The sequence below is a fragment of the Saccharococcus thermophilus genome (assembly GCF_011761475.1).
In the GTDB taxonomy this organism is placed as follows: domain Bacteria; phylum Bacillota; class Bacilli; order Bacillales; family Anoxybacillaceae; genus Saccharococcus; species Saccharococcus thermophilus.
Window position 1 is genome coordinate 2,188,375 of record NZ_JAASRS010000001.1, and the last position, 20,589, is coordinate 2,208,963.

General features: G+C 40.3%; 22 protein-coding genes. 5 read left to right on the top strand and 17 right to left on the bottom strand.

Annotated features, from left to right (window positions below):
- Positions 1-14: 14 nt before the first annotated feature.
- A complete protein-coding gene (locus BDD39_RS11370; protein ID WP_166910742.1) occupies positions 15-1,328 on the bottom strand; it encodes a CBS domain-containing protein in 1,314 nt (437 codons plus the stop codon).
- A gap of 127 nt (positions 1,329-1,455) precedes the next feature.
- On the bottom strand, positions 1,456-2,136 hold the full coding sequence (locus BDD39_RS11375; RefSeq protein WP_166910744.1) for a metal-dependent hydrolase: 681 nt from the start codon (positions 2,134-2,136) through the stop codon (positions 1,456-1,458).
- A 132-nt stretch (positions 2,137-2,268) separates the two neighbouring features.
- Here BDD39_RS11375 and BDD39_RS11380 point away from each other — a divergent pair, with 132 nt between their 5' ends.
- Positions 2,269-3,363 (top strand): M24 family metallopeptidase, encoded by a 1,095-nt coding sequence (locus BDD39_RS11380; RefSeq protein ID WP_166910746.1) that lies wholly within the window; start codon positions 2,269-2,271, stop codon positions 3,361-3,363.
- A 60-nt stretch (positions 3,364-3,423) separates the two neighbouring features.
- Here BDD39_RS11380 and ald read toward each other — a convergent pair whose 3' ends face one another.
- The 3 genes from ald to BDD39_RS11395 form a co-directional block, all read right to left on the bottom strand.
- Positions 3,424-4,542: an alanine dehydrogenase gene (gene ald / locus BDD39_RS11385; RefSeq protein WP_166910748.1), complete on the bottom strand. Its 1,119-nt coding sequence runs from the start codon at positions 4,540-4,542 to the stop codon at positions 3,424-3,426.
- Positions 4,543-4,775: 233 nt separating this feature from the next.
- Positions 4,776-5,537: an SDR family oxidoreductase gene (locus tag BDD39_RS11390; protein WP_166910750.1), complete on the bottom strand. Its 762-nt coding sequence runs from the start codon at positions 5,535-5,537 to the stop codon at positions 4,776-4,778.
- A gap of 121 nt (positions 5,538-5,658) precedes the next feature.
- The gene (locus tag BDD39_RS11395; protein ID WP_166910752.1) at positions 5,659-5,802 is read right to left on the bottom strand and encodes a hypothetical protein; all 144 of its coding nucleotides are present in this window, start codon (positions 5,800-5,802) and stop codon (positions 5,659-5,661) included.
- A 112-nt stretch (positions 5,803-5,914) separates the two neighbouring features.
- Between BDD39_RS11395 and BDD39_RS11400 the strand changes: the two genes are divergently transcribed.
- A complete protein-coding gene (locus BDD39_RS11400; RefSeq protein ID WP_166910754.1) occupies positions 5,915-6,361 on the top strand; it encodes a universal stress protein in 447 nt (148 codons plus the stop codon).
- Positions 6,362-6,384: 23 nt separating this feature from the next.
- Here the strand turns inward: BDD39_RS11400 and argH are convergent, their stop codons facing one another.
- A complete protein-coding gene (gene argH, locus BDD39_RS11405; protein WP_166910756.1) occupies positions 6,385-7,764 on the bottom strand; it encodes an argininosuccinate lyase in 1,380 nt (459 codons plus the stop codon).
- Positions 7,761-8,969: an argininosuccinate synthase gene (locus tag BDD39_RS11410; protein WP_166910758.1), complete on the bottom strand. Its 1,209-nt coding sequence runs from the start codon at positions 8,967-8,969 to the stop codon at positions 7,761-7,763. Before BDD39_RS11410 ends, argH begins: the two co-directional genes overlap by 4 nt.
- Before the next feature lie 187 nt (positions 8,970-9,156).
- Here BDD39_RS11410 and BDD39_RS11415 point away from each other — a divergent pair, with 187 nt between their 5' ends.
- Positions 9,157-9,471, top strand: coding sequence for a hypothetical protein (locus tag BDD39_RS11415; protein ID WP_166910760.1), 315 nt, complete (start codon positions 9,157-9,159; stop codon positions 9,469-9,471).
- Between the two features lie 253 nt (positions 9,472-9,724).
- Complete coding sequence (locus tag BDD39_RS11420; RefSeq protein ID WP_166910762.1) at positions 9,725-11,383, top strand: AMP-binding protein; 1,659 nt, start codon at positions 9,725-9,727, stop codon at positions 11,381-11,383.
- A 45-nt stretch (positions 11,384-11,428) separates the two neighbouring features.
- On the opposite strand, the gene BDD39_RS11425 is transcribed toward BDD39_RS11420, so the two are convergent.
- The 5 genes from BDD39_RS11425 to BDD39_RS11445 all read right to left on the bottom strand — a co-directional run bounded on the left by BDD39_RS11425 (position 11,429) and on the right by BDD39_RS11445 (position 16,062).
- Complete coding sequence (locus BDD39_RS11425; protein ID WP_166910764.1) at positions 11,429-11,944, bottom strand: MogA/MoaB family molybdenum cofactor biosynthesis protein; 516 nt, start codon at positions 11,942-11,944, stop codon at positions 11,429-11,431.
- A gap of 523 nt (positions 11,945-12,467) precedes the next feature.
- The gene (locus BDD39_RS11430) at positions 12,468-13,073 is read right to left on the bottom strand and encodes a tetratricopeptide repeat protein (protein WP_166910766.1); all 606 of its coding nucleotides are present in this window, start codon (positions 13,071-13,073) and stop codon (positions 12,468-12,470) included.
- Between the two features lie 376 nt (positions 13,074-13,449).
- Positions 13,450-14,274 (bottom strand): recombinase family protein, encoded by an 825-nt coding sequence (locus BDD39_RS11435; protein WP_013400173.1) that lies wholly within the window; start codon positions 14,272-14,274, stop codon positions 13,450-13,452.
- 841 nt (positions 14,275-15,115) lie between these two features.
- Positions 15,116-15,841, bottom strand: coding sequence for a helix-turn-helix domain-containing protein (locus BDD39_RS11440; protein WP_166910768.1), 726 nt, complete (start codon positions 15,839-15,841; stop codon positions 15,116-15,118).
- Positions 15,842-15,900: 59 nt separating this feature from the next.
- Entirely contained in the window at positions 15,901-16,062 is a 162-nt protein-coding gene (locus tag BDD39_RS11445; RefSeq protein ID WP_166910770.1) for a hypothetical protein, read from the bottom strand.
- 300 nt (positions 16,063-16,362) lie between these two features.
- Between BDD39_RS11445 and BDD39_RS11450 the strand changes: the two genes are divergently transcribed.
- Positions 16,363-17,532: an IS256 family transposase gene (locus BDD39_RS11450; protein WP_166907073.1), complete on the top strand. Its 1,170-nt coding sequence runs from the start codon at positions 16,363-16,365 to the stop codon at positions 17,530-17,532.
- A gap of 130 nt (positions 17,533-17,662) precedes the next feature.
- Here the strand turns inward: BDD39_RS11450 and BDD39_RS11455 are convergent, their stop codons facing one another.
- The 5 genes from BDD39_RS11455 to BDD39_RS11475 form a co-directional block, all read right to left on the bottom strand.
- Complete coding sequence (locus BDD39_RS11455) at positions 17,663-18,439, bottom strand: hypothetical protein (protein ID WP_166910772.1); 777 nt, start codon at positions 18,437-18,439, stop codon at positions 17,663-17,665.
- Between the two features lie 385 nt (positions 18,440-18,824).
- Complete coding sequence (locus tag BDD39_RS11460) at positions 18,825-19,055, bottom strand: hypothetical protein (protein ID WP_166910774.1); 231 nt, start codon at positions 19,053-19,055, stop codon at positions 18,825-18,827.
- A gap of 40 nt (positions 19,056-19,095) precedes the next feature.
- A complete protein-coding gene (locus tag BDD39_RS11465; RefSeq protein WP_166910776.1) occupies positions 19,096-19,278 on the bottom strand; it encodes a hypothetical protein in 183 nt (60 codons plus the stop codon).
- Positions 19,279-19,563, bottom strand: a complete 285-nt coding sequence (locus tag BDD39_RS11470) for a hypothetical protein (RefSeq protein WP_166910778.1) — start codon at positions 19,561-19,563, stop codon at positions 19,279-19,281.
- Entirely contained in the window at positions 19,547-20,578 is a 1,032-nt protein-coding gene (locus BDD39_RS11475) for a tyrosine-type recombinase/integrase (protein ID WP_166910780.1), read from the bottom strand. Before BDD39_RS11475 ends, BDD39_RS11470 begins: the two co-directional genes overlap by 17 nt.
- Between the last annotated feature and the right edge of the window lie 11 nt (positions 20,579-20,589).

Sequence of the window (20,589 nt, forward strand, 5' to 3'; positions counted from 1 at the left end):
GTCCCGTTTTTTGGCTAGCGATCCATGAGCTGGCACATCATCATCGCTTTGCCGACGACAGCGCCTTCGTTATATACTTCTACATCCACTTTCCCGAACTTCCGCCCGATTTCTAGCAGTTTCGCTTTTACCTCAACCGTGCTGTCAATTTGCACCGGTTTAATAAAATAAATGGTAAGATTTTCAACGACCAAATCCCCACGTTTATAGGAACGAAGCGCGCGTGTAGCCGCTTCGGTGACAATCGTCGTAAACACCCCGTATGAGAGCGTTCCTAAATGATTTGTCATTTGCGGTGTAATCGTGCAGCGAAACACCTCTTCTTTGCCGTCGTTATCCACTGCCCGGAACTGGCTTGTAATAATATCATCGATCGTTTCGCCGACTTGCGGCTGGCGTTGAATCATTTGCAGCGCTTTTAATACGTCCTGGCGGCTAATAATTCCCTGAAGCCGGTTATGTTCGTCCACAACTGGCAACAATTCAATGCCTTCCCATACCATGATATGGGAGGCGAAAGCGACCGATGTCTTTCCTTTTACGGTAATCGGCTGCTTTGTCATCGCCTTTTCAATTGGTAATTGCCGGTCAAAATCAAGCACGTCTTTTGCCGTTACAATTCCTTGCACTTTTAGTTGTTCATCGACAACCGGAAAGCGGCTATGTCGCGTTTCGCGATTCAACGTATACCAACGTTCAATTGGATCTGTTGTATATAAATAGACGGCTTTTTCGAGCGGAATCAAAATGTCTTCGACAAGAACGATTTCCTTTTTAATTAACTGGTCATAAATCGCGCGGTTGATCATCGTCGCGACCGTAAACGTATCATAGCTGGTCGAAATGATCGGAAGCTGCAATTCATCCGCTAATTTTTTTACATGGTCTTCCGTGTCAAATCCACCGGTGATTAACACGGCTGCCCCGGCTTCGAGAGCGAGTTGGTGCGCCTTCGTGCGGTTTCCGACAATTAATAAGTCGCCTGCCCCAATATAGCGCATCATCGCCTCTAACTGCATGGCGCCAATCACAAATCGATTCAGCGTTTTATGCAATCCTTCGCGCCCGCCGAGCACCTGCCCATCCACAATGTTTACCACTTCCGCATATGTCAGTTTTTCAATATTTTCTTTCCGCTTCTTCTCAATGCGAATGGTGCCGACGCGTTCAATTGTGCTGACATAGCCTTTATTTTCCGCATCTTTAATGGCGCGATACGCAGTTCCTTCGCTGACGCCCATTTCTTTGGCAATTTGCCGTACGGAAATTTTTTCGCCGATCGGCAAACTATTAATGTATTGCAAAATTTGTTCATGTTTCGTCGCCAAGTTTCTTCACCCTTTACCGATGTCTTATTTTCATTATACGGGCGAACCAAATTCAATTCAATGAAGCGGCCTGGCACATTTGTTCCCAAAAAAAGCGCCTCAATATGAGACGCTTTCTTTTTTTGTTTTATAATTCAATGCTTTCACCAGGTTTTAAGGCACGGCCGACCCCGTCAGGAAGCAATGCAACAAATTTCTCAGGGTCTTGGACAATCGGCGGGAATGTATTATAATGAATCGGCACTACCGTTTTCGCGCGCAGCCACTCAGCGGCAATAGCGGCATCTTCCGGTCCCATCGTAAAGCTGTCCCCAATCGGTAAAAACGCCACATCAATTTGATTGCGCTCACCGATGAGCTTCATATCGGAGAACAACCCGGTATCTCCGGCATGGTAAATCGTTTTTCCTTCAGCCGTAAATAAAATTCCTGTCGGCATCCCCAAGTAAATAATTTGATTATCCTCTGTGACATAACCAGAGCTGTGGAACGCCTGCGTCAATTTCACTTTTCCGAAATCAAATTCATGCGCCCCGCCGATATTCATGCCGTAAGTATTAACTCCCTGCCATCCTAAATATGTAGCTAGCTCAAAGGTGGCGACAACAAGCGCATTGTTTTTCTTCGCCAATTGCACCGTGTCCCCAACATGGTCACTATGGCCGTGGGTAAGCAAAATGGCATCCGCTTTTACTTCTTCTAGTTTTAAATCGGTTGTGCTGTTTCCAGTAATAAACGGATCAATCAAAATCGTTTTCCCGTTTGTTTCGATTTTTACGACAGAATGGCCATGGTAAGTGATTTTCACGATCATCCTCTCCTTTCATAGTATTATTTCTTGATGTTTTTTTATTTCCCTGCTGCATCCTTTATAAACATTTACATTTTGATTTATTCCTGCTACTCTCAAATAGAGAGAAGCAAGAAAGGAAGGATGAGCATGAACAAACGGCTTCAATTATTTTCCGATTGGCTTCAAGAACAACATATTTCATTGGCGCTCATTACGTCAAGCCCAAATGTTTTCTATTTAAGTGGGTTTTGGTGCGATCCGCATGAGCGGCTGTTAGCACTGCTTGCTTTCCCGGAAGGAGAGCCGGCGTTGATTTGCCCGCAAATGGAAACGGCGCGCGCCCGACAAACTGGATGGGAATATGAAATTATCGATTATGATGATACAGCCAACCCATGGGAATTGATCGCACGGCATGTCCAGGCAAGAAATATCGCTGTCGAGCAAATTGCGGTTGAAAAAAGCCATCTTTCTTTAGAACGCTACGAACAGCTTCATACTTATTTCCAAGCGCATACATGGCTCAACGCCGAAGAAAAATTACGGCAATTGCGGATGATCAAAGATGAAAAAGAAATTGCTATACTTCGGCAAGCGGCGCAACTTGCCGATTATGCCGTTGAAGTAGGTGTAAGCGCCATCCGTGAAGGAAAAACAGAATTAGATATTATTGCGACGATCGAATACGAAATGAAGCGGAAAGGCGTCCGTGAAATGTCGTTTGCCACCATGGTTCTCACCGGCAAAAACACCGCCAACCCTCACGGTGTGCCAGGACAGACGCCTATTCAGCGCGGCGACTTTGTTTTGTTTGATTTAGGCGTCATTGTCGATGGCTACTGCTCCGATATTACTAGAACCGTCGTTTTCGGTTCGGCGACGGAAGAGCAAAAGGCGATTTATAATACCGTTTTGCGCGCGCAGCTGGCCGCCATTGACGCATGCAAGCCGGGCGCACCAATCGGCGCTGTCGACCGAGCGGCCAGAACGGTGATTGAACAGGCAGGATATGGTCCATATTTTACACACCGCGTCGGTCACGGATTAGGCATTGAAATACACGAATATCCGTCCATGAACGCCACCAATACAATGCCATTAGAGCGCGGCATGACGTTCACGATTGAACCGGGCATCTACGTCCCGTCTATTGGCGGAGTTCGTATTGAAGACGACGTATTTATTGCTGATGATGGCGTTGGCATTTTAACTGCCTATCCAAAAGAGCTTATTGTTGTTTAACGGTAAAAAAGAGCGGCTTTAAAGTAATGCCGCTCTTTTTTACAACAATGGACGTTCTCCCTATTGCTCAAGCAACGCTCTCGCATCGGTATACGACAATCCGTGCGCCTTCGCTACCGCTTCATACGTAACCGAACCGTTTAACGTATTGATTCCTTTTAGCAATGCCTCATTTTGCAGGCAGGCGTCACGATATCCTTTATTGGCGATTTGCAGCGCATAAGGGATGGTGACGTTTGTGAGCGCCAAAGTAGATGTTCGCGGCACCGCACCCGGCATATTGGCAACAGCATAATGGACGACTCCATGTTTGACATAGGTTGGATCATCATGAGTCGTAACACGGTCGGTCGTTTCAAAAATTCCGCCTTGATCGATAGCAATATCGACAAGCACGGAACCTGGCGACATCGAACGCACCATTTCTTCCGTCACAAGCTTTGGTGCTTTCGCGCCGGGAATTAATACGGCGCCGATAACAAGATCCGACTGCTGCACCGCTTCAGCGATGTTATACGGGTTGGACATTAACGTCGTCACACGATCGCCAAACAGATCGTCAAGCTCGCGCAGCCGTTCGGCATTAATATCTAAAATCGTCACTTCCGCTCCAAGCCCCACCGCTATTTTTGCCGCGTTCGTTCCAGCCGTCCCGCCGCCGATAACCGTTACTTTTCCGCGGCGCACCCCAGGAACGCCTCCTAATAAAATTCCTTTTCCTCCGTGCGGCTTTTCGAGAAACTGCGCGCCTACTTGCACAGACATTCTCCCTGCTACTTCGCTCATTGGCGTTAATAACGGAAGCGCACCGTTTGCCAATTGTACCGTTTCATAGGCAATGCCGATTACTTTTTTGTTCATTAATTCCTTCGTCAAGGCTTCCTCGGCCGCTAAATGCAAATAAGTAAACAAAATAAGGCCTTCGCGGAAATAAGCGTACTCTTCTGGAAGCGGCTCTTTTACTTTTAACACCATTTCCGCCGCCCATGCATCTTGAGCGGATGGAACGATCGTCGCGCCTGCTTTTTCATACTCTTCATCGAAAAAACCAGAGCCAATACCCGCTTCTTTTTCCACATATACTTCATGCCCGGCTTTTACTAATGTCATGACTCCTGCCGGTGTAATTGCCACCCGGTTCTCATTGTTTTTAATCTCTTTTGGGATACCGATTTTCATTGCCATGAATTCCTCCTAATTGATTTGCTTACTATACCATATCCATTTGTCCAGCAAATGTGAAACCGCCATTATTTATCTTTCTCCCATTTCCGTACAAATAAACGAGCGTTTTCCTCACACGATCCATGGCAAAACGAAGGTAGAAAAATGTTTTCGTAAACAGGCCATTTTTTTAAAATAAAAAATCACCTCATGAAAGCAAACGAGGTGATTTTCTTCTAAAACACTGCTTAAGGACGGTAGCGATGGAGAACATTGACCCCTCCGGTGACATCAATCACTGCCCCTGTAATCATATCTGAATCTTCTTCACATAAGAAAGCGATCACACGGGCAATATCCTCGCCTGTTCCCGAACGCCCGATAGGAGTTTCCACATCCTTTCTCGTCCGCGCATAGGCAATCGTTGCTTCTTTCATTTCTCCAACGATATTGCCTGGGCAAACCATATTTGCCGTAATGCCATACTCCGCTTCCTCGAGCGCGATCGTTTTCGTCAAAGATACTAAACCAACTTTTGCCGCGCTAAATGCGGACCGATGCACCCAGCCCGGGGCATCCGCCGCCCCCTGGAAACCGTATGTAATAATGCGTCCAAACCGTTGTTTTCTCATCACCGGAATCGTTTTTTTTAATAGGTGGAAGACAGCGCTTAAATTTCCTTCAATCATCTCATACCACTCTTCATCGGTATAATCAATCAATTTTTTCCTCTCAAAAATATACGGCCCGGCATTATTGATCAAACAATCAATCCGGCCAAAGCGCTGCAATGCCGCATCGACAAGTGCGGATAAATCATCTTTTTTCGTGACATCCCCACGGACAAACTGAAGCCGGTCTTTGACATGCGCGTACTTTTCTTGCAGCGACCGCACCGCTGCCTCGTCACTTCGATAATTGACCGTTACCGAATATCCTCTTTCCAACAACAGTTCTGTTACTTTTCTCCCCAGCCCTTTCGCTCCGGCTGTGATGAGGGCATGTCGCACATCTACTCCTCCTCACCTTCACTACTGCTTGTCTTTACTTTAATTTACTATAAATATATGTGAACGCGCATCCATTCCGCTTCAAAAAAATCATCATGGTGAAACCTCACCATGATGACATTTATTCGCCAACTTCGCGCTTTGGATCATAATAAAGCTCATCATGATCCACTACACCGCTATGATACGCATCCATAATTTGTTCGCTAATGGTTTTGATTTCCTCTTCATCATAATACAAATTTTCGTTATGCTTTTTTTCCATTTCTTTCACCCCTTGTTCATCAAAATGCCATATATACGGTAGTGTCTCATCGCTTGCATGAGGATATACTAATCATAGAGATAGCATTTTTATCCAAAGGGAGTGGAGAACCATGGCGATGACGTACAAAACGATTGTCGTTGCGGTAGACGGTTCGAAAGAAGCGGAATGGGCATTCAAAAAAGCGGTCCAAATTGCCAAACGCAACAATGCAAAATTAATTTTGTCGCACATCATTGACTTGCGCGGATTTGCAACAGTGGAAGTACACGATCACACTGTCGTAGAACGATCGGAACAATATGCGAAAGAACTGCTTAGCGGCTACCAGCAGCAAGCGCTTGCCGCCGGGTTAAACGACGTGGTCATCGATATTGCATTTGGTTCGCCAAAAGTTAAAATCGCAAAAGAAGTGGCGCCAAAATACAAAGCGGATTTAATTATTTGCGGAGCAACCGGGTTAAACGCAATGGAGCGTCTCCTCATTGGAAGCGTTTCCGAACATATCACCCGCTATGCGAAATGCGATGTGCTTGTCGTGCGAACCGAAAAAGAATAAAGAAAAACACTCCGCGGCATCCGCTACGGAGTGTTCACTATTTTTTTGGCTTTTTCCAACGCTTTTCTTACTTCGGAAAACCCTGTTCCGCCCGCGCTGTTGCGGCGGTTAACAGCGGTGTACGGCTTAAGCGCTTCATATATATCTTCTTCAAACAATGGTGACGCTTCTTTATAGACATCAAGCGGCAAATCGGCTAAAAATACGCCTTTTTCAATGCATGTCAGCACGAGCTTGCCCACGATTTCGTGCGCTTCGCGGAACGGCACTCCTTTATTGGCCAAATAATCAGCAAGCTCGGTCGCGTTTGAAAAATCTTGTTTTGTCGCTTTTTCCATCACGTCCACATTGACTTTCATCGTTTCGATCATGCCGGCGAAAATTTTCAGCGAACCGATTACCGTTTTTACTGTGTCAAACATGCCTTCTTTATCTTCCTGCATATCTTTGTTGTACGCGAGCGGCGTTCCTTTCATCACGGTCAACAGCCCAAACAAATTTCCGTATACCCGTCCCGTTTTGCCGCGGATTAACTCGGCCATATCGGGATTTTTCTTTTGCGGCATAATGCTGCTTCCTGTCGCAAACGCATCATCGATTTCAACGAATTGAAATTCCTGGCTCGACCAAAGAATGAGCTCCTCGCAAAAACGGGATAAATGCATCATCAACATGGCGCTGTTGCTTAAAAACTCAATGATAAAATCGCGGTCGCTCACCGCATCGATGCTGTTTTCGTAAATGTCGTCAAATCCAAGCAGTTCCGCGGTCATATGGCGGTCAATCGGAAACGTCGTGCCGGCAAGCGCTCCTGCGCCAAGCGGCGACTTATTAATGCGCTTTAATGATTCGCGGAACCGCTCGCGATCGCGCTCTAACATCCAAAAATAGGCGAGCAAATGATGGGCGAACGAGATCGGCTGCGCCCGCTGCAAATGCGTATATCCCGGCACAATCGTCTCGACATGCTTTTCCGCTTTTTCCAAAAGTACTTTCTGCAATTGCCCAATCAGCGCGATAATTTCGGTAACGCGCTTGCGCAAATATAAATGCATATCGGTCGCCACTTGGTCGTTGCGGCTTCTTCCCGTATGCAGCTTCCCGCCGACAGGACCAATTTCATCGATAAGCATTTTTTCAATGTTTAAATGAATATCTTCGTAGGCAACAGAAAATTCCAGCTTCCCTTTCTTCGCTTTTTCCAGCAGGGTAAGCAGCCCATTTTTGATTTTTTCTACGTCTTCATTTGGCAAAATTCCGCATTTCCCGAGCATCGTCACGTGGGCGATGCTGCCTTCGATATCTTCTTCGACCAGCTCTTGGTCAAACGGGATCGACGCGCCAAACTCGTCGACCCATTCTTCCGCTGTTTTCGTAAACCGTCCTCCCCAAAGTTTTTTCACATGGTCACCTTCTTTTGATTGTTCACAATGCTGTATACTTTCGTTGGCAATCCGTATAAGGAAATAAACCCGACGGCTGCTTGATGATCAAATTGATCTTCCGCTGTATAGGTCGCCAGCTTTTCATCATATAAAGAAAATTCCGATTTGCGTCCTTCGATGATGGCATGCCCCTTAAACAATTTCACACGCACGACGCCGGTGACGTTTTTTTGCGTTTCTTTTAAGAAAGCGACAAGCGCGTCTTTAATTGGAGAGAACCATAAACCGTTATAAATGACTTCCGTCAATTTTTGCTCGATAATCGGCTTAAAATGGGCGACTTCTTTGACGAGCGTTAAATCTTCCAGCTCTTTGTGCGCCTTAATTAGCGTCATTGCACCTGGACATTCATATACTTCCCGCGACTTAATGCCGACAAGGCGGTTTTCGACATGATCAATGCGCCCGACGCCATGTTTTCCGGCAAGCGCGTTCAGTTTCAAAATTAACTGTGCAAGCGAATACGATTGACCGTTTAGCGTTGTCGGCACGCCTTGTTCAAAACCGATTTCAATGATTTCCGGCACGTCCGGCGTATTCTCGAGCGCTGCCGTCAGTTCGTACGCCTCCTCCGGAGGAGCCGCCCACGGATCCTCTAAAATGCCGCACTCATTGCTTCTGCCCCATAAGTTTTGGTCAATGGAAAACGGGCTGTCAAGGTCGACTGGAATCGGAATGCCGTGTTTTTTCGCATATTCGATCTCCTCTTCGCGCGACCAGCTCCATTCCCGTACCGGAGCGATAACATCCAAGTTTGGATTTAACGCTTTAATCGATACTTCAAAACGGACTTGGTCATTTCCTTTTCCGGTGCAGCCGTGGGCAACGGCAACCGCACCTTCCAGTTCCGCGATCTCCACCAATTTTTTCGCGATCAGCGGACGCGATAAGGCGGATACAAGCGGATATTTTCCTTCATAAAGCGCATGCGCCTGCAAAGCGATGAGCGCGTACTCATTTGCGAATTCTTCCTTCACATCAATGACATACGATTTAATCGCTCCGACTTTTAATGCTTTTTCCTTTACGAAATCGAGATCTTTTCCTTCGCCAAGATCTAAACAGCAGGCGATGACATCATAGCCCCGCTCCTGCAGCCATTTAATTGCAACCGATGTATCTAAACCTCCGGAATACGCCAGCACCAGCTTCGGATTAGCCATTTTTTATTCCCCTTTCCGATTACATAAATATACTTTAATATAAATAAATATTCAGAACAATCTATTACCACTTTATCAGCTTTTGCGCTGTTTTTCAATAGTTATTCATCAGAAAGTATAAAAATACTAATTGTTGGCTCTTTCCCTTTTTTGTACAATAAACGATAAGGGAAAGGATGGGAAAAGGATGGAGCAATATTTTGTTTATAATCAACGGCTTGGCATTCCTTTGCCGAAGTTAGAAAAAGATTGGGAGGATTATAGCGAAAAAGAGCAGAACGCCATTTTGCTGCGCTGGGAAACGATTCGCGGCACCATTCCCGACCGTATTGCCAAATTGGAGAAAATCATCAACGAAAAGCAAGACGAGCTCGGGAACGAAAATGATTTCGAACGCTCCTGCCAATTAAATGCGGAAATCGCCGAGCTCGCCTCGATCATTAATGATTTATGGATTTGGTATCGGATGAATCAAACAGTATCCGGGCGCATGCATCAATAAAAAAAGGAGCAAGTCCTAATTACTGTTTAAGATTCTACCCTCAGTCCAGTAAACTTGGATCACCGGAAAACAAAATCGCTTTTTGCCGTTTTCTTTTTACACAATTTCCGGGACTTAATAAAAAAGAAGGAGAGACAGCGTAAACTCTCCTTCTTTTTTATTCCAATTTTTATTTTTCTAAAATATATTGAATATTTTTTTTATTAATATTATTATTTATATTGATTCTACTTTATGCCGCGGAGGGATACTTGTGACAAACCTAGCAACTTATACTTCGGTCATCGATTCTTTTTCCTGGGATAACGTATTCGCACATTACGATTGGAATCCGTATGAACGTTTCAATGTTGCCCATGAAGTGTGCGACCGTTATGCGGATGACCCGCAACGCATCGCCTTATTCTATGAAAACCATTTAGGAGAAAAGAGAGCCATTACCTATCGAGAATTACGGGATTGGTCGAACCAAATGGCCAATGTATTTCGCAAACTTGGGGTGAAAAAAGGGGATAGAGTCTGCGCTCTTCTGCCTAAAAATCCTGCGCTGATCGTCTATGCTCTGGCTGCTTGGAAGGTTGGCGCCGTTTATGTACCGCTATTTACAGCGTTTGGTCCGCAAGCGATCGAATATCGGATTAACCATTCCGAAGCAAAAGTGATATTAACGAATAAAGAACAACGTTCAAAATTACCTTCAAGAGAAAAAACGCCAACATTGGAACATGTTTTTATCATTGACGGGTCGAATAATGATAACGATTTACCTTTTTGGGAAACGCTTTCAAAAGAACCTGTCGATCATAAGATTGAAGAAACAACGGTAGACGATTTGCTGGCAATCCAATATACATCAGGCTCAACGGGGATGCCGAAAGGAGCAATGTGGTCACACAACTTGCTTATTAACATTTATCCTTATATGCGATATGCGATCGATTTGCGAGATGACGATGTCTTTTTAGGAGGAGCTGACCCAGGATGGGCTTATGGATTGATCTTTTGCACATTTGCTCCAATGTGCTTCGGTGTGCCGATCGTCTTTTATGAAGGCCCTTTTAAACCGGAAACCTATTACTCGCTGATGGAAAAATATCACGTAACCAACTTTACGTATGCCCCAACCGCTTATCGCGCGATGGCTGCGGCAGGTGCGGAATTAATCGGTAAATACCATATCGGCGTGCGCGCGATGAGCTCCGCGGGCGAACCACTTAACCCGGAAGTGATTCGCTTTTTCCAAAAGCATTTAGGGGTAACTGTCCATGATCACTACGGCCTGTCGGAAACATTAATGCTGATCGGCAATTTCAACGCGGTGAATATGGAAATACGACCAGGCTCCATGGGATGGGTATTGCCGGGATTTGAAATCGCACTGCTTAGCGATGAAGGAACCCCGGTAGAAGACGGAGAAGTTGGACAAATTGCTTTTAACACCGATTCTATTCCAAACGTGTTCAAAGGTTATTGGAAAGAGCCTGAAAAAACGGCGGAGAGATTGATGGGAAGTTGGTTTCTCACTGGTGACCTGGCAACGAAAGATGCAGACGGATACTTTTGGTTCCAAGGTAGGGCCGATGATATTATCTCCAGCGCCGGTTACCGTATTGGACCTTTTGAAATCGAGAGCTGTCTCATTGAACATCCAGCAGTGGTGGAAGCAGCGGCCGTTGGAAAGCCGGATCCATTAAAAGGGGAAATCGTGAAAGCTTTCGTCGTGTTGGCGGATGGCTATACTCCATCGGAAGAATTGGCGCAAGAATTATCTTTGTTTGTCAAAAATCATTTATCCAAACACGAATATCCTCGTGAAGTAGAATTTGTAACGGAGCTGCCTAAAACGCCTAGTGGGAAAATTCAGCGTTTTATTCTTCGCAGCCAAGAAATCGAAAAACAGAAAAATGCCTAATCAGACAAAAAAGTGTCCGACTCCTTGAACGGACACTTTTTGCTTTTATTGTAAATCTTTTCTGATTTCCCGCACGACGTGGCCAAGCTCCGGCAAAATCAGCTTCGTCATCGCCAAACGCACCGCTCCAGATGACCCAGGGGTGGAAAAGATGGCGGTGTCATTCGCCACTCCGGCAATCGCCCGCGACAAGATTGCCGCCGAGCCGATATCTTCCGTATAGCTCAGCATGCGAAACAGCTCGCCAAAACCGACGATCTCTTTTTCGATGATTTCTTTGATCGTTTCAATCGTTACATCTCTTTTGGCGATGCCGGTGCCGCCATTGGTTAGCACCACATCGATATCCGCCCGCTCGCATCCACGCAAAACCGCGTCGCGAATCGCTTCTTTTTCATCTTTCACGATTTCATAATCAACGACTTCATGACCAGCTTCTTTTAATAAATCGATCATTAATTTTCCGCTTTTATCTGTATCTTTTGTTCTTGTGTCACTGATGGTAATGACCTTGCAGTGGACCGTATGCGGGGCTTCTTTTTTGTGTTCGGCTACGCTCATATTGATCACCTATTTTAAAATTTTTTATAAAAAAGCAGCCTTCTTTTCATCATAAAAGGCTGCTTTTTACTCCATATTAAGCAATATTCGCCAATCTGACAACATCCCGCGCGATCATGACTTCTTCGTTTGTCGGAATGACTAATATTAGAAAAACTCACGAAAACGCTACTAAATTAACCTTTTTCATATTCCTTTTTTTACATTTTACTATTGAAGTTGCAATTTTTTCAAGTATTTTCTATAAAATTACCTCCGCTGTCACAATGAGTAAAACCTAATCGTGTCGGAAAAAGTCAATGTCTGTTCACAGAATAGCTCGAACCATCCGCACCATTACTCAAAATACGGAATTTGTAAATATCCCCCACCCTAAATAAAATCGTCGTTTTAAATAATCACTTTCATTGTCAATTTTCCGCTGAATTTTTAATTGTATAGAATGAAAAAATCAAAATGAAATGATTTCTAGTGCTATTACGTTTAAAATAAAAACCACCTACAAAAAAGTAGGTAGTTTAAGTTAATTCTTTTGATATTTATCTGGAATTTTCATATTAGCTATATTCTCGATATGTGTACCGATTATTTTAAACAAACCTGCTCCTACCTCATTTAATTTTTGAAAATCACTGAATACAAACCCTAAATCTTCCATAGTTTGACTGTCATTAGTGACAGGACTTTCAACATATTCTTTTACAATCTTATAATCATAACTATCCTTTATTTGCTGAACAAACGAATCAATATCGGTACTTCCAGAACCATCTAATTGTTCAAGTTCATCAATCGCTGGACGAAGTTTGTCAGTGGCTTCTTCAATTGTTGTTGGGCTTATGTAATCAGTGTCCTGCAAATAGTATTTTTCTACTTCAGTAAATGTATCTAATACCGACTTAACTTTTTCCACAGTTTCTTTTTCTGCTTCTGTATCTCTTAATTTATTTCTAATCTTATTATCTTCTTTAATATCTAACGCTTTATTGTATAAAGAAATAGCATCCTCTAATCTTCCTTCTTTTCTATACTTGTCTGCTTGGCTTACATAATCTTGTATCTGTGCTTCTTTATTGCAACCACTTAAAATTAAAGCGGTAAATATGAGTAAAAATAAAAATTTCTTCAAGCCAATCCCTCCCGAAAAAGTAATGTTTTACAATAAAATAATATAAAAGTTATAGTAACTTGGAAATATTTTTTAGGTCATTAAATAAGTTATCGTTCGAAAAATAGTCAGTGTAATCGTCTGACTGTGCTCGCCCCGTACAGACAAACGAAAATTTTTTGATGGATATTTAATACCCCCCTATACTCTCAATAAAATTCCTGTTTTATATTGTCCGATCATATCATCGTTTTTCCTCTGAATTTTTTATTTAAAATAATGAAAAACTCAAAGAGAAATAATTCAACATGCTACTACACTAATCACCGCTATCCATTGAAAAATTTCAAAATAAATATTGAGAAAATCAGCAAAAAATAAAAAGGATAGCGGCTCGCTACCCTTTATTACGTCTATTTCTGTTTAGTTTAGATTGTACTTTACCGAACGTGATTTTATTTATAATCGCTTCATGATTTCCTTCTTTAACAATATCATCAAAACGGACAATTCCAGTATAAAAATCATTTTTCAATATTGTTTGAACCGCTTGTTTTGACCATTTATTTCCTCTTTGTGTCGTTATGCCCTTATCATTCAACTTGTCGGCAATCTGTTTTAAAGATAATCCTTTCAAATAGTCACTGAATATCTCTTTTACTATCTTCGCCTTTTCTTCATCAATTACAACCACCGGATTTTTACCTTGTTCGTTATACTTATATTTATATCCAAACGGACAATTTCCACTTGCTTTTTGTCCTTTTTTCTCCGCTTTTTCACGTCTACCACTAACCAACCGATCTGCAATCCGATTTTTTTCAAGTTCAGCAAAGACGGCGACCATCTGCCTCATTGCTACTGTCATATAGTCGTTACCGTTTAAATTATCCTCGTTTATACTTTCAATCTCAATGTCATAGACTTTCAATTCTTTTTCAATCCACAATTGAATATAAACGTCTCTTGCCAATCTGTCCATTTTAGTAACTAATACTTTATTGACTTCATTCTCTCTGCAATACTGGATTAAATCTTTTAATCCTTTACGCTTGCTAACATCATTCGCACCCGATACCCCTTTATCCTCGAATATAGCAACCAATTTAATATTATTCGCTTTGACATATTCTTCAATCTCTCTCTTTTGAATATCCAATCCGCTTCCGTTTTTTACCTGTTCTTCTGTAGAAACACGAACATAAGCAACCGCTTTACACATGATACCGACCACCTTTACCAATTATTGTTAATTTAATTGTAAAGGCAAATTGTTATATAGTCAATTCTTTTTTAAAAGATTTGACTAAAATATGCTTAATGCATTTATTTTACTTAATCCATTCGATATTTATCTATTAATGTAAACTATCCATTAGAAAACTAGATGACATTCCAATAAATTACATGGTAAAATATAAGTAAGTAAGGTAAATATTCACCATCTCATCTGACTGGATACGACAATCCAGTCATTTTTTCTGCTATCGCATCCGCTATCGTAAAACCATTGAGAAATAAGCATTTTCTACACTTCCACCGCTGTACCTAATTAAAAAATCGACTTCAAACCATCGAAAAGCCTTGAGAAATAAGCGTTTTTCGATAAGCAATAACGACAACATAATGATATTTAAAAAACCCGTACCATTACTGCATTTTTTCAATTTCTCGATCATCGTGTCGATAACATTGTTAATCGGCTCGATGACATTTTAGCACTTTAACACAATAAATTATGTGACAATAAAAAAGACTAGCAGAAATGCTAGTCCATTACCAAAAATACCCCTAACAGTTATGCACTTTTCGTTTCTTAAAACACTTGTGAATCAACGTTCTTGCCTAACCTCAAAATTAATACCCTTCTACCTCATTTTATTTAATATGTACCTCAATTTATTTAATATACTACCTCAAATTATTTAATATGTAACCTCAAAATAAATAAGATAAATTGAAGCGTAGATATAATATCATATAGATTAGATAGATTATTATAGATTAGTAAAGATTAATAAAGATTAAGTATTTCAACGCAAAGCAAGTTTGCGTTGAAATGATTAAATTTTATTTTTTTGACTTAATTTTTCATGTAATGTATATATCCGTTCAATATTTACATGATAATGATTATTGTATCGTTGAAAATATGCTCTTTCATTCCCAAACTCATCTTCTATATATCCATCCATTTCTAACTTGTGTCTCTTAATATCAATTAACTTATTTTTTTCTAATATCTTGTTATACCGTATAATTGTATTTTCAGAAAGCCCTGTTTCCTTTTGTATTGTTTGCATGGAAGTAAAACAAAATGGAAATGTCTTTTTTCGATTTGTATAGGATTCATAATAATATAATAACCTTACCCCAGTATGACCAATTTCATCAATCATACATTTGTCTAGGAGAATATAAGGCAATTGAGTATATGAAAAACGATCTTCTTTTTCTTTACCGACCTTATTCAAATCAAAAAATGGATTAATTTCAATTTCAAGTAGTTGATTTCTAGGTAATTCATCGACTTTCGTTCTAATGAGTTTCATTTCATAAAGTTTGTTCAATGATTTTTTTAATTTTTGGTTGCTCTTGATATTCGTATAATATTTAAAGTTCGTATGGTCAAAAGCTAAAACCTCTGATTTACTTCCTCTCCATCTGTATAGTTGTACTAACTTTGCATATACAAAAAATGTCGTGCAATCCATTTTTGAACTTCTGATAATTTTATGCGGAATCTGTATTTGAAATGTTTTATTTGTTTTAGTTTTAACTTTACTCATATCATACCTACCCCTTTTGTTTAATTTTTGATTAAGTGCTTATTAAATCGTTCAACCGTTCATCGTTTGTTTAAAATTTGTTGCAATTCTTCCGTTTTCTCATAAAGCCAAAAACGATGCCCTTTGTTTGAAATCGCCGTTGTTATATATCGAATTCCATATGTATCAATTTTTCGTTTCAATGCTAAATCATAGCAAAAGAAATATTTTAATTTATTCATAATTATCTACTCCCTTGCTTAATTTTGGAAGGGAAGCGGCTTATTCAACCGCTCCCGCTTCTCATTCATTCACTAGATAGAAAACTGATTATGTATTAAAGCAAAACAATTATGTATTAATATTTACCTAAAAAGCGAAAAGCCGCTCTTTCTGTACCTGCAACATCTTTTGATTTTTGTGGATTCGGAAAAAGTGATGATGTATAAAAGTTTGTGTAAAGCATTTTGCTAGAACAAAAGAAAAAAGGTAGGGTATTCTCTGATTGGACCAAAAATCTTAGAGAAAGGAGTACCCTACCTATGTCTAAAAGAAGTATACCGAATGTCGACTGGGCAAATCAACTGGAAAGTGTCATTCGTCAGTTTGTGAAGGAAAAATTAGAGCTGATTATGCGGGAAGAAATCAAACATTTCCTCGAAATCGAACAGGCTGGAACGCCGAATATGAGAAACGGCTACTATCAGCGAAATCTAGATACGCAATATGGCCGGATTGAGGGTCTTTTGGTTCCAAGAGACCGAAACGGGGAATTTCAAACACAGTTGTTTGCCCCTTATCAACGCCACACCGGCTGGCTGGAGGAAGCCATCATTAGGATGTATCAAAGTGGCATGAGTACACGGGAAATTGGCAAGTTTATCGAACGAATTCTAGGAAATGCTTATTCTCCAGCGACGATCAGCCGTATTACCGATGTCGTGAAAGAAGACATCGAGAAATGGCACCATCGTCCACTATCCAAACGTTATTCTGTCTTATATTTGGACGGCTTGTACGTGAAACTTCGCCGCGATACGGTAGAGAAAGAAGTCATTTATGTGGTGTTAGGAGTGAATGAAGAAGGGTATCGAGAAATTCTGGATTTCTTCGTGGGAGGACAAGAAAGCGCCTATGGATGGCAGGAAATTCTTCAACACCTCTACCAAAGAGGCGTCAAGGAAGTGCTTCTTGGCGTCTTCGATGGCCTTCCGGGGCTGGAGGAAGCCTTTAAGGCGGTGTATCCGAAAGCCGATGTGCAGCGCTGTGTCGTGCACAAAGTCCGCAACACCCTCAGCCGTGTTCGGAAAAAAGACCAATTCGAAGTGGCCGAGGATCTCAAGCTGATTTATCGCGCGCCGAATAAGGAGATGGCGTTACAAATGTTTCAACAGTTTGAGTCGAAATGGTCCAGCAAATATCCAAGAGAAGTTCAATCTTGGGCCAATGAGTTGGATGTCCTCCTTACATTTATGGATTATCCAAGCAGTATTCGAAGTGTGATTTACACGACGAATGTCATCGAACGAACGATCAAAGAGATTCGGAAACGTCTAAAGCCGATGAACAGTTTGAGCAGTTTAGAAGCCGCGGAAAAAGTCGTGTATTTGACCATCCAAGATTTTAATGAGAAATGGGCAGGGCGAAAGTTAAGAGGATTTGCCGAAGCGCAGGAAGCCCTTCAACGAATGTTTGAAGAACGTTATTGTTAACCAAATATTGTAAATAAACAAAATAAGGGGATTCTCCCTTTCCACACAAGAGACTGAATATTCAGTCTCCTGTGTGGAGAAAATCAGTCCCCTATCAATTCAAATCCATTTCAGAGAAACCCTACCCCATTTACATTACACAAAATTCTTGACGGTACCGAAAAAGTATTACTACTTCTCCATTTTCTTTAGTATAGAGAAAAGGCGTATCCCCTAATTCTATCCCTTTTTCTTTTAATTCGTTCATAATCTTATTTATTTCATTCATATTAGCTTGAGCTTCTGCATGTTTACCTTCAATATAACGAATGGTTGCTAAACAATGTTTGTATTCTTCACTATTTACGTCTAAATACTTTAACTGTTCTCGGCATTGATTTTCTATATTTCTTAAATATATACCGATTACATCTAATCCGTTCTCATAGAAAAACTGTCTGTCCTTTAATAATTGTTGAAAAGATGGATATAGTATTTTGATATCATTGTATATACCATTTCCAACGGTCATTACATATTTATCATCTCTTGTTCTCTCAATATAAATTTGCTCATGATTGTAGAAGAAAATTTTTTTATTAGCTTGATTAGGTGCTTCATCATCACATATGCGTAAATTAGCTTCTCTATTGTCATTTCTACAATGGTTAATATGGTCAATATCTCTGCTGTCTTTATCATCTAAAACATTCATGATTAATCTGTGCATGTAAATATGAACACGCTGTCCATTTGGATAAATATCAGCAACTGCGTAACCATTTTCGTAATACCACGTGAAGGGTCTTACTTTCTCAACATTGTGTGCATCAATGATAAAACATTTATCTGGTTTATTACTCGCATAAACATATGCTACCTGTCCAACAATCTCGATTCGATTTCCTTTTCGTTTTCTGTTCTTCATACACTCATTACCCCTTTGCTTAATTTATTTTTTAATCCCTCTAAACCACCAACCGACAACAACCACTCTACCGCTACACCCCTCTCACCTCCTTTAAATTAAGAAAACACTAATGTAAGTTTTTGGAATTACCTATATAACGTATGTTATCATGGCAATACATTTTGTAATTTATGAACGTTTTATATTACTTTTATAAAAAATGTTCGTCATTTAATTATAAATCGACGAAAAAAATAAAAATAAAATAATTTATATGATTAATATCCGAACTTTGTAATTTCATAATAATCAACCTTATGAAATTTTTCAACATCTTTTTTTTAACTTTTCAGTAAAAAATAAATCCGCTTCCTAACTGGATAGCGGATTTATATTTTTTTAATTATTCCTCTTCGATACTATTGATTTCTATTTCAAAATCCTCGATACTAGGTTTCAAAACTTCACCGTTTAAATGCTCCAATTTCATTTCAACATTCGCTACCGATAAATCATTTAGTTGGCGTTGTACAATCATTTCCGCTTCTTGCTGATTTTTCGCCTTTACTTCTATTGAAACTGTAGCTTTAATGTCTGCAAGCACTAGATATTTATTTTCAGTTACTGTATTCATATCTATGATTCCCCTTTCATTTTTTAATATTGTTCCCTTTTTATTCTGCATAATTCAATATTTCAAATACGTTTTTGTATTGTTGCTGAATCTCAATCAACGATTCAATATTTTTTCCTCCTGCTTGTGCAAAACGAATTTCACGATCAATGTCTTTGATTTGCATCGTGAGGACTGTTTTTATTATTGCTAGTTCTTCATCGGTCAATTTTACAGTTTTCATTCAAGCCACCCCTTTCTTTACTCTTGCTTCAAGCCCTGCGAAAAGTGGGCAATCGAGCATATCAGCGCAAAATGTGCTTATAGCTTCTTGATATGAAATACGATGATATTTTCCATTAACAAACACTTCAACAATGAACGAATCATTTAATGCAATATATTCCCCGATTTCCAGTTGTAAAAATGCTTGTCCATTTTCGATTACTAATGTGCCAAGCGTGTAATTATCGAGAAAAGCGTCTATTTTGCGTGTAGTGTATTTAATGTTTTCAGAAAGGATATTCATTTTGATTACCTCCTTTAGTTCGCTTCACTTTTCTTTGCTTATGTTCTTCCAAAAGATGAATAGGTGAAAATCGTTCATGTTGTTCTCGAATCGTTGAATCAAGCACATGTGCATATCGTTGTGTTGTAGAAAGGTCACTATGGTCTAAAATTTTTTGAAGCACCCGTACCGAACCGTTCTGTTGGATAAACATTGCTGAAGCCGTATGGCGAAATAAATGTGCATGAACACGTTTTTTAATTCCTGCTCGTTCGATTATCGTTTTTAAATGCTTCCTAAATGCACTTTGCCCTAATGGTTTTCCATGATTCGTCAGAAATACATATTCACTTTTAAAATCAGCGTTTTCTTCTTTTAGTTCTTGGAGAAGTTTTACCGTCTTTTTCGTAATAGGTATAGTCCGAATCTTCTTGTTTTTGGTATTTGTGAATGTAATGCAATGATGTTCAAAATCAACGTCATTCCACGTAAGTGAAAGAACTTCTCCTATGCGTCCAAAACTATCAAGAAGCACATGAATCAAAACGTACATGCGAAATTCACTGTATATTTCATCTTTCTTGAGTGTACGGAGTATCTTTTTAATTTCTGGAATGGTTAGTATGTCAATTTTCTTCTGATGTTCTTTCACTTTTTTAACGTGTTGAAAAATATTTTCTTCTACAATTTCCTCGTTTTTAAGAACGGAAAAAATTGCTTTTGCATACGTGAGATAGGTATTTACTGTTGAAACTGAAACACCAATTTTTTTAACCTTTTTCGTTTTCTGATTTAAAAATTGAATTTTCTTATTGAGTTGCCAGTCAATGAATTGTCTTACGTCATCTGTTGTAAGTGAAGAAATATCTGTTTCTTCTCCCCAAAAGCGATCAAAATCATTAAATACCTTCTCATAGTTATCAAGTGAATTTTTTGAAAGTCCTTCAATCTTTTTAATTTGTAAAACGATTTTCCTTGCATCGTTAATCGTATAAACTTTCTTTTTATTAACATGTTTCCGCTTTTTTAACGGCAAAGAAAAAAGCA

What these genes read in the sequence shown, in the direction of transcription:
- BDD39_RS11380 (WP_166910746.1), top strand. Translation starts at nt 2,269, where the DNA reads ATGAACAAACGGCTTCAATTATTTTCCGATTGGCTTCAAGAACAACAT.
- ald (WP_166910748.1), bottom strand. Translation starts at nt 4,542, where the DNA reads ATGAAAATCGGTATCCCAAAAGAGATTAAAAACAATGAGAACCGGGTG.
- BDD39_RS11395 (WP_166910752.1), bottom strand. Translation starts at nt 5,802, where the DNA reads ATGGAAAAAAAGCATAACGAAAATTTGTATTATGATGAAGAGGAAATC.
- BDD39_RS11400 (WP_166910754.1), top strand. Translation starts at nt 5,915, where the DNA reads ATGGCGATGACGTACAAAACGATTGTCGTTGCGGTAGACGGTTCGAAA.
- BDD39_RS11410 (WP_166910758.1), bottom strand. Translation starts at nt 8,969, where the DNA reads ATGGCTAATCCGAAGCTGGTGCTGGCGTATTCCGGAGGTTTAGATACA.
- BDD39_RS11415 (WP_166910760.1), top strand. Translation starts at nt 9,157, where the DNA reads ATGGAGCAATATTTTGTTTATAATCAACGGCTTGGCATTCCTTTGCCG.
- BDD39_RS11425 (WP_166910764.1), bottom strand. Translation starts at nt 11,944, where the DNA reads ATGAGCGTAGCCGAACACAAAAAAGAAGCCCCGCATACGGTCCACTGC.
- BDD39_RS11435 (WP_013400173.1), bottom strand. Translation starts at nt 14,274, where the DNA reads ATGTGTAAAGCGGTTGCTTATGTTCGTGTTTCTACAGAAGAACAGGTA.
- BDD39_RS11440 (WP_166910768.1), bottom strand. Translation starts at nt 15,841, where the DNA reads ATGAGTAAAGTTAAAACTAAAACAAATAAAACATTTCAAATACAGATT.
- BDD39_RS11445 (WP_166910770.1), bottom strand. Translation starts at nt 16,062, where the DNA reads ATGAATAAATTAAAATATTTCTTTTGCTATGATTTAGCATTGAAACGA.
- BDD39_RS11450 (WP_166907073.1), top strand. Translation starts at nt 16,363, where the DNA reads ATGTCTAAAAGAAGTATACCGAATGTCGACTGGGCAAATCAACTGGAA.
- BDD39_RS11455 (WP_166910772.1), bottom strand. Translation starts at nt 18,439, where the DNA reads ATGAAGAACAGAAAACGAAAAGGAAATCGAATCGAGATTGTTGGACAG.
- BDD39_RS11460 (WP_166910774.1), bottom strand. Translation starts at nt 19,055, where the DNA reads ATGAATACAGTAACTGAAAATAAATATCTAGTGCTTGCAGACATTAAA.
- BDD39_RS11465 (WP_166910776.1), bottom strand. Translation starts at nt 19,278, where the DNA reads ATGAAAACTGTAAAATTGACCGATGAAGAACTAGCAATAATAAAAACA.
- BDD39_RS11470 (WP_166910778.1), bottom strand. Translation starts at nt 19,563, where the DNA reads ATGAATATCCTTTCTGAAAACATTAAATACACTACACGCAAAATAGAC.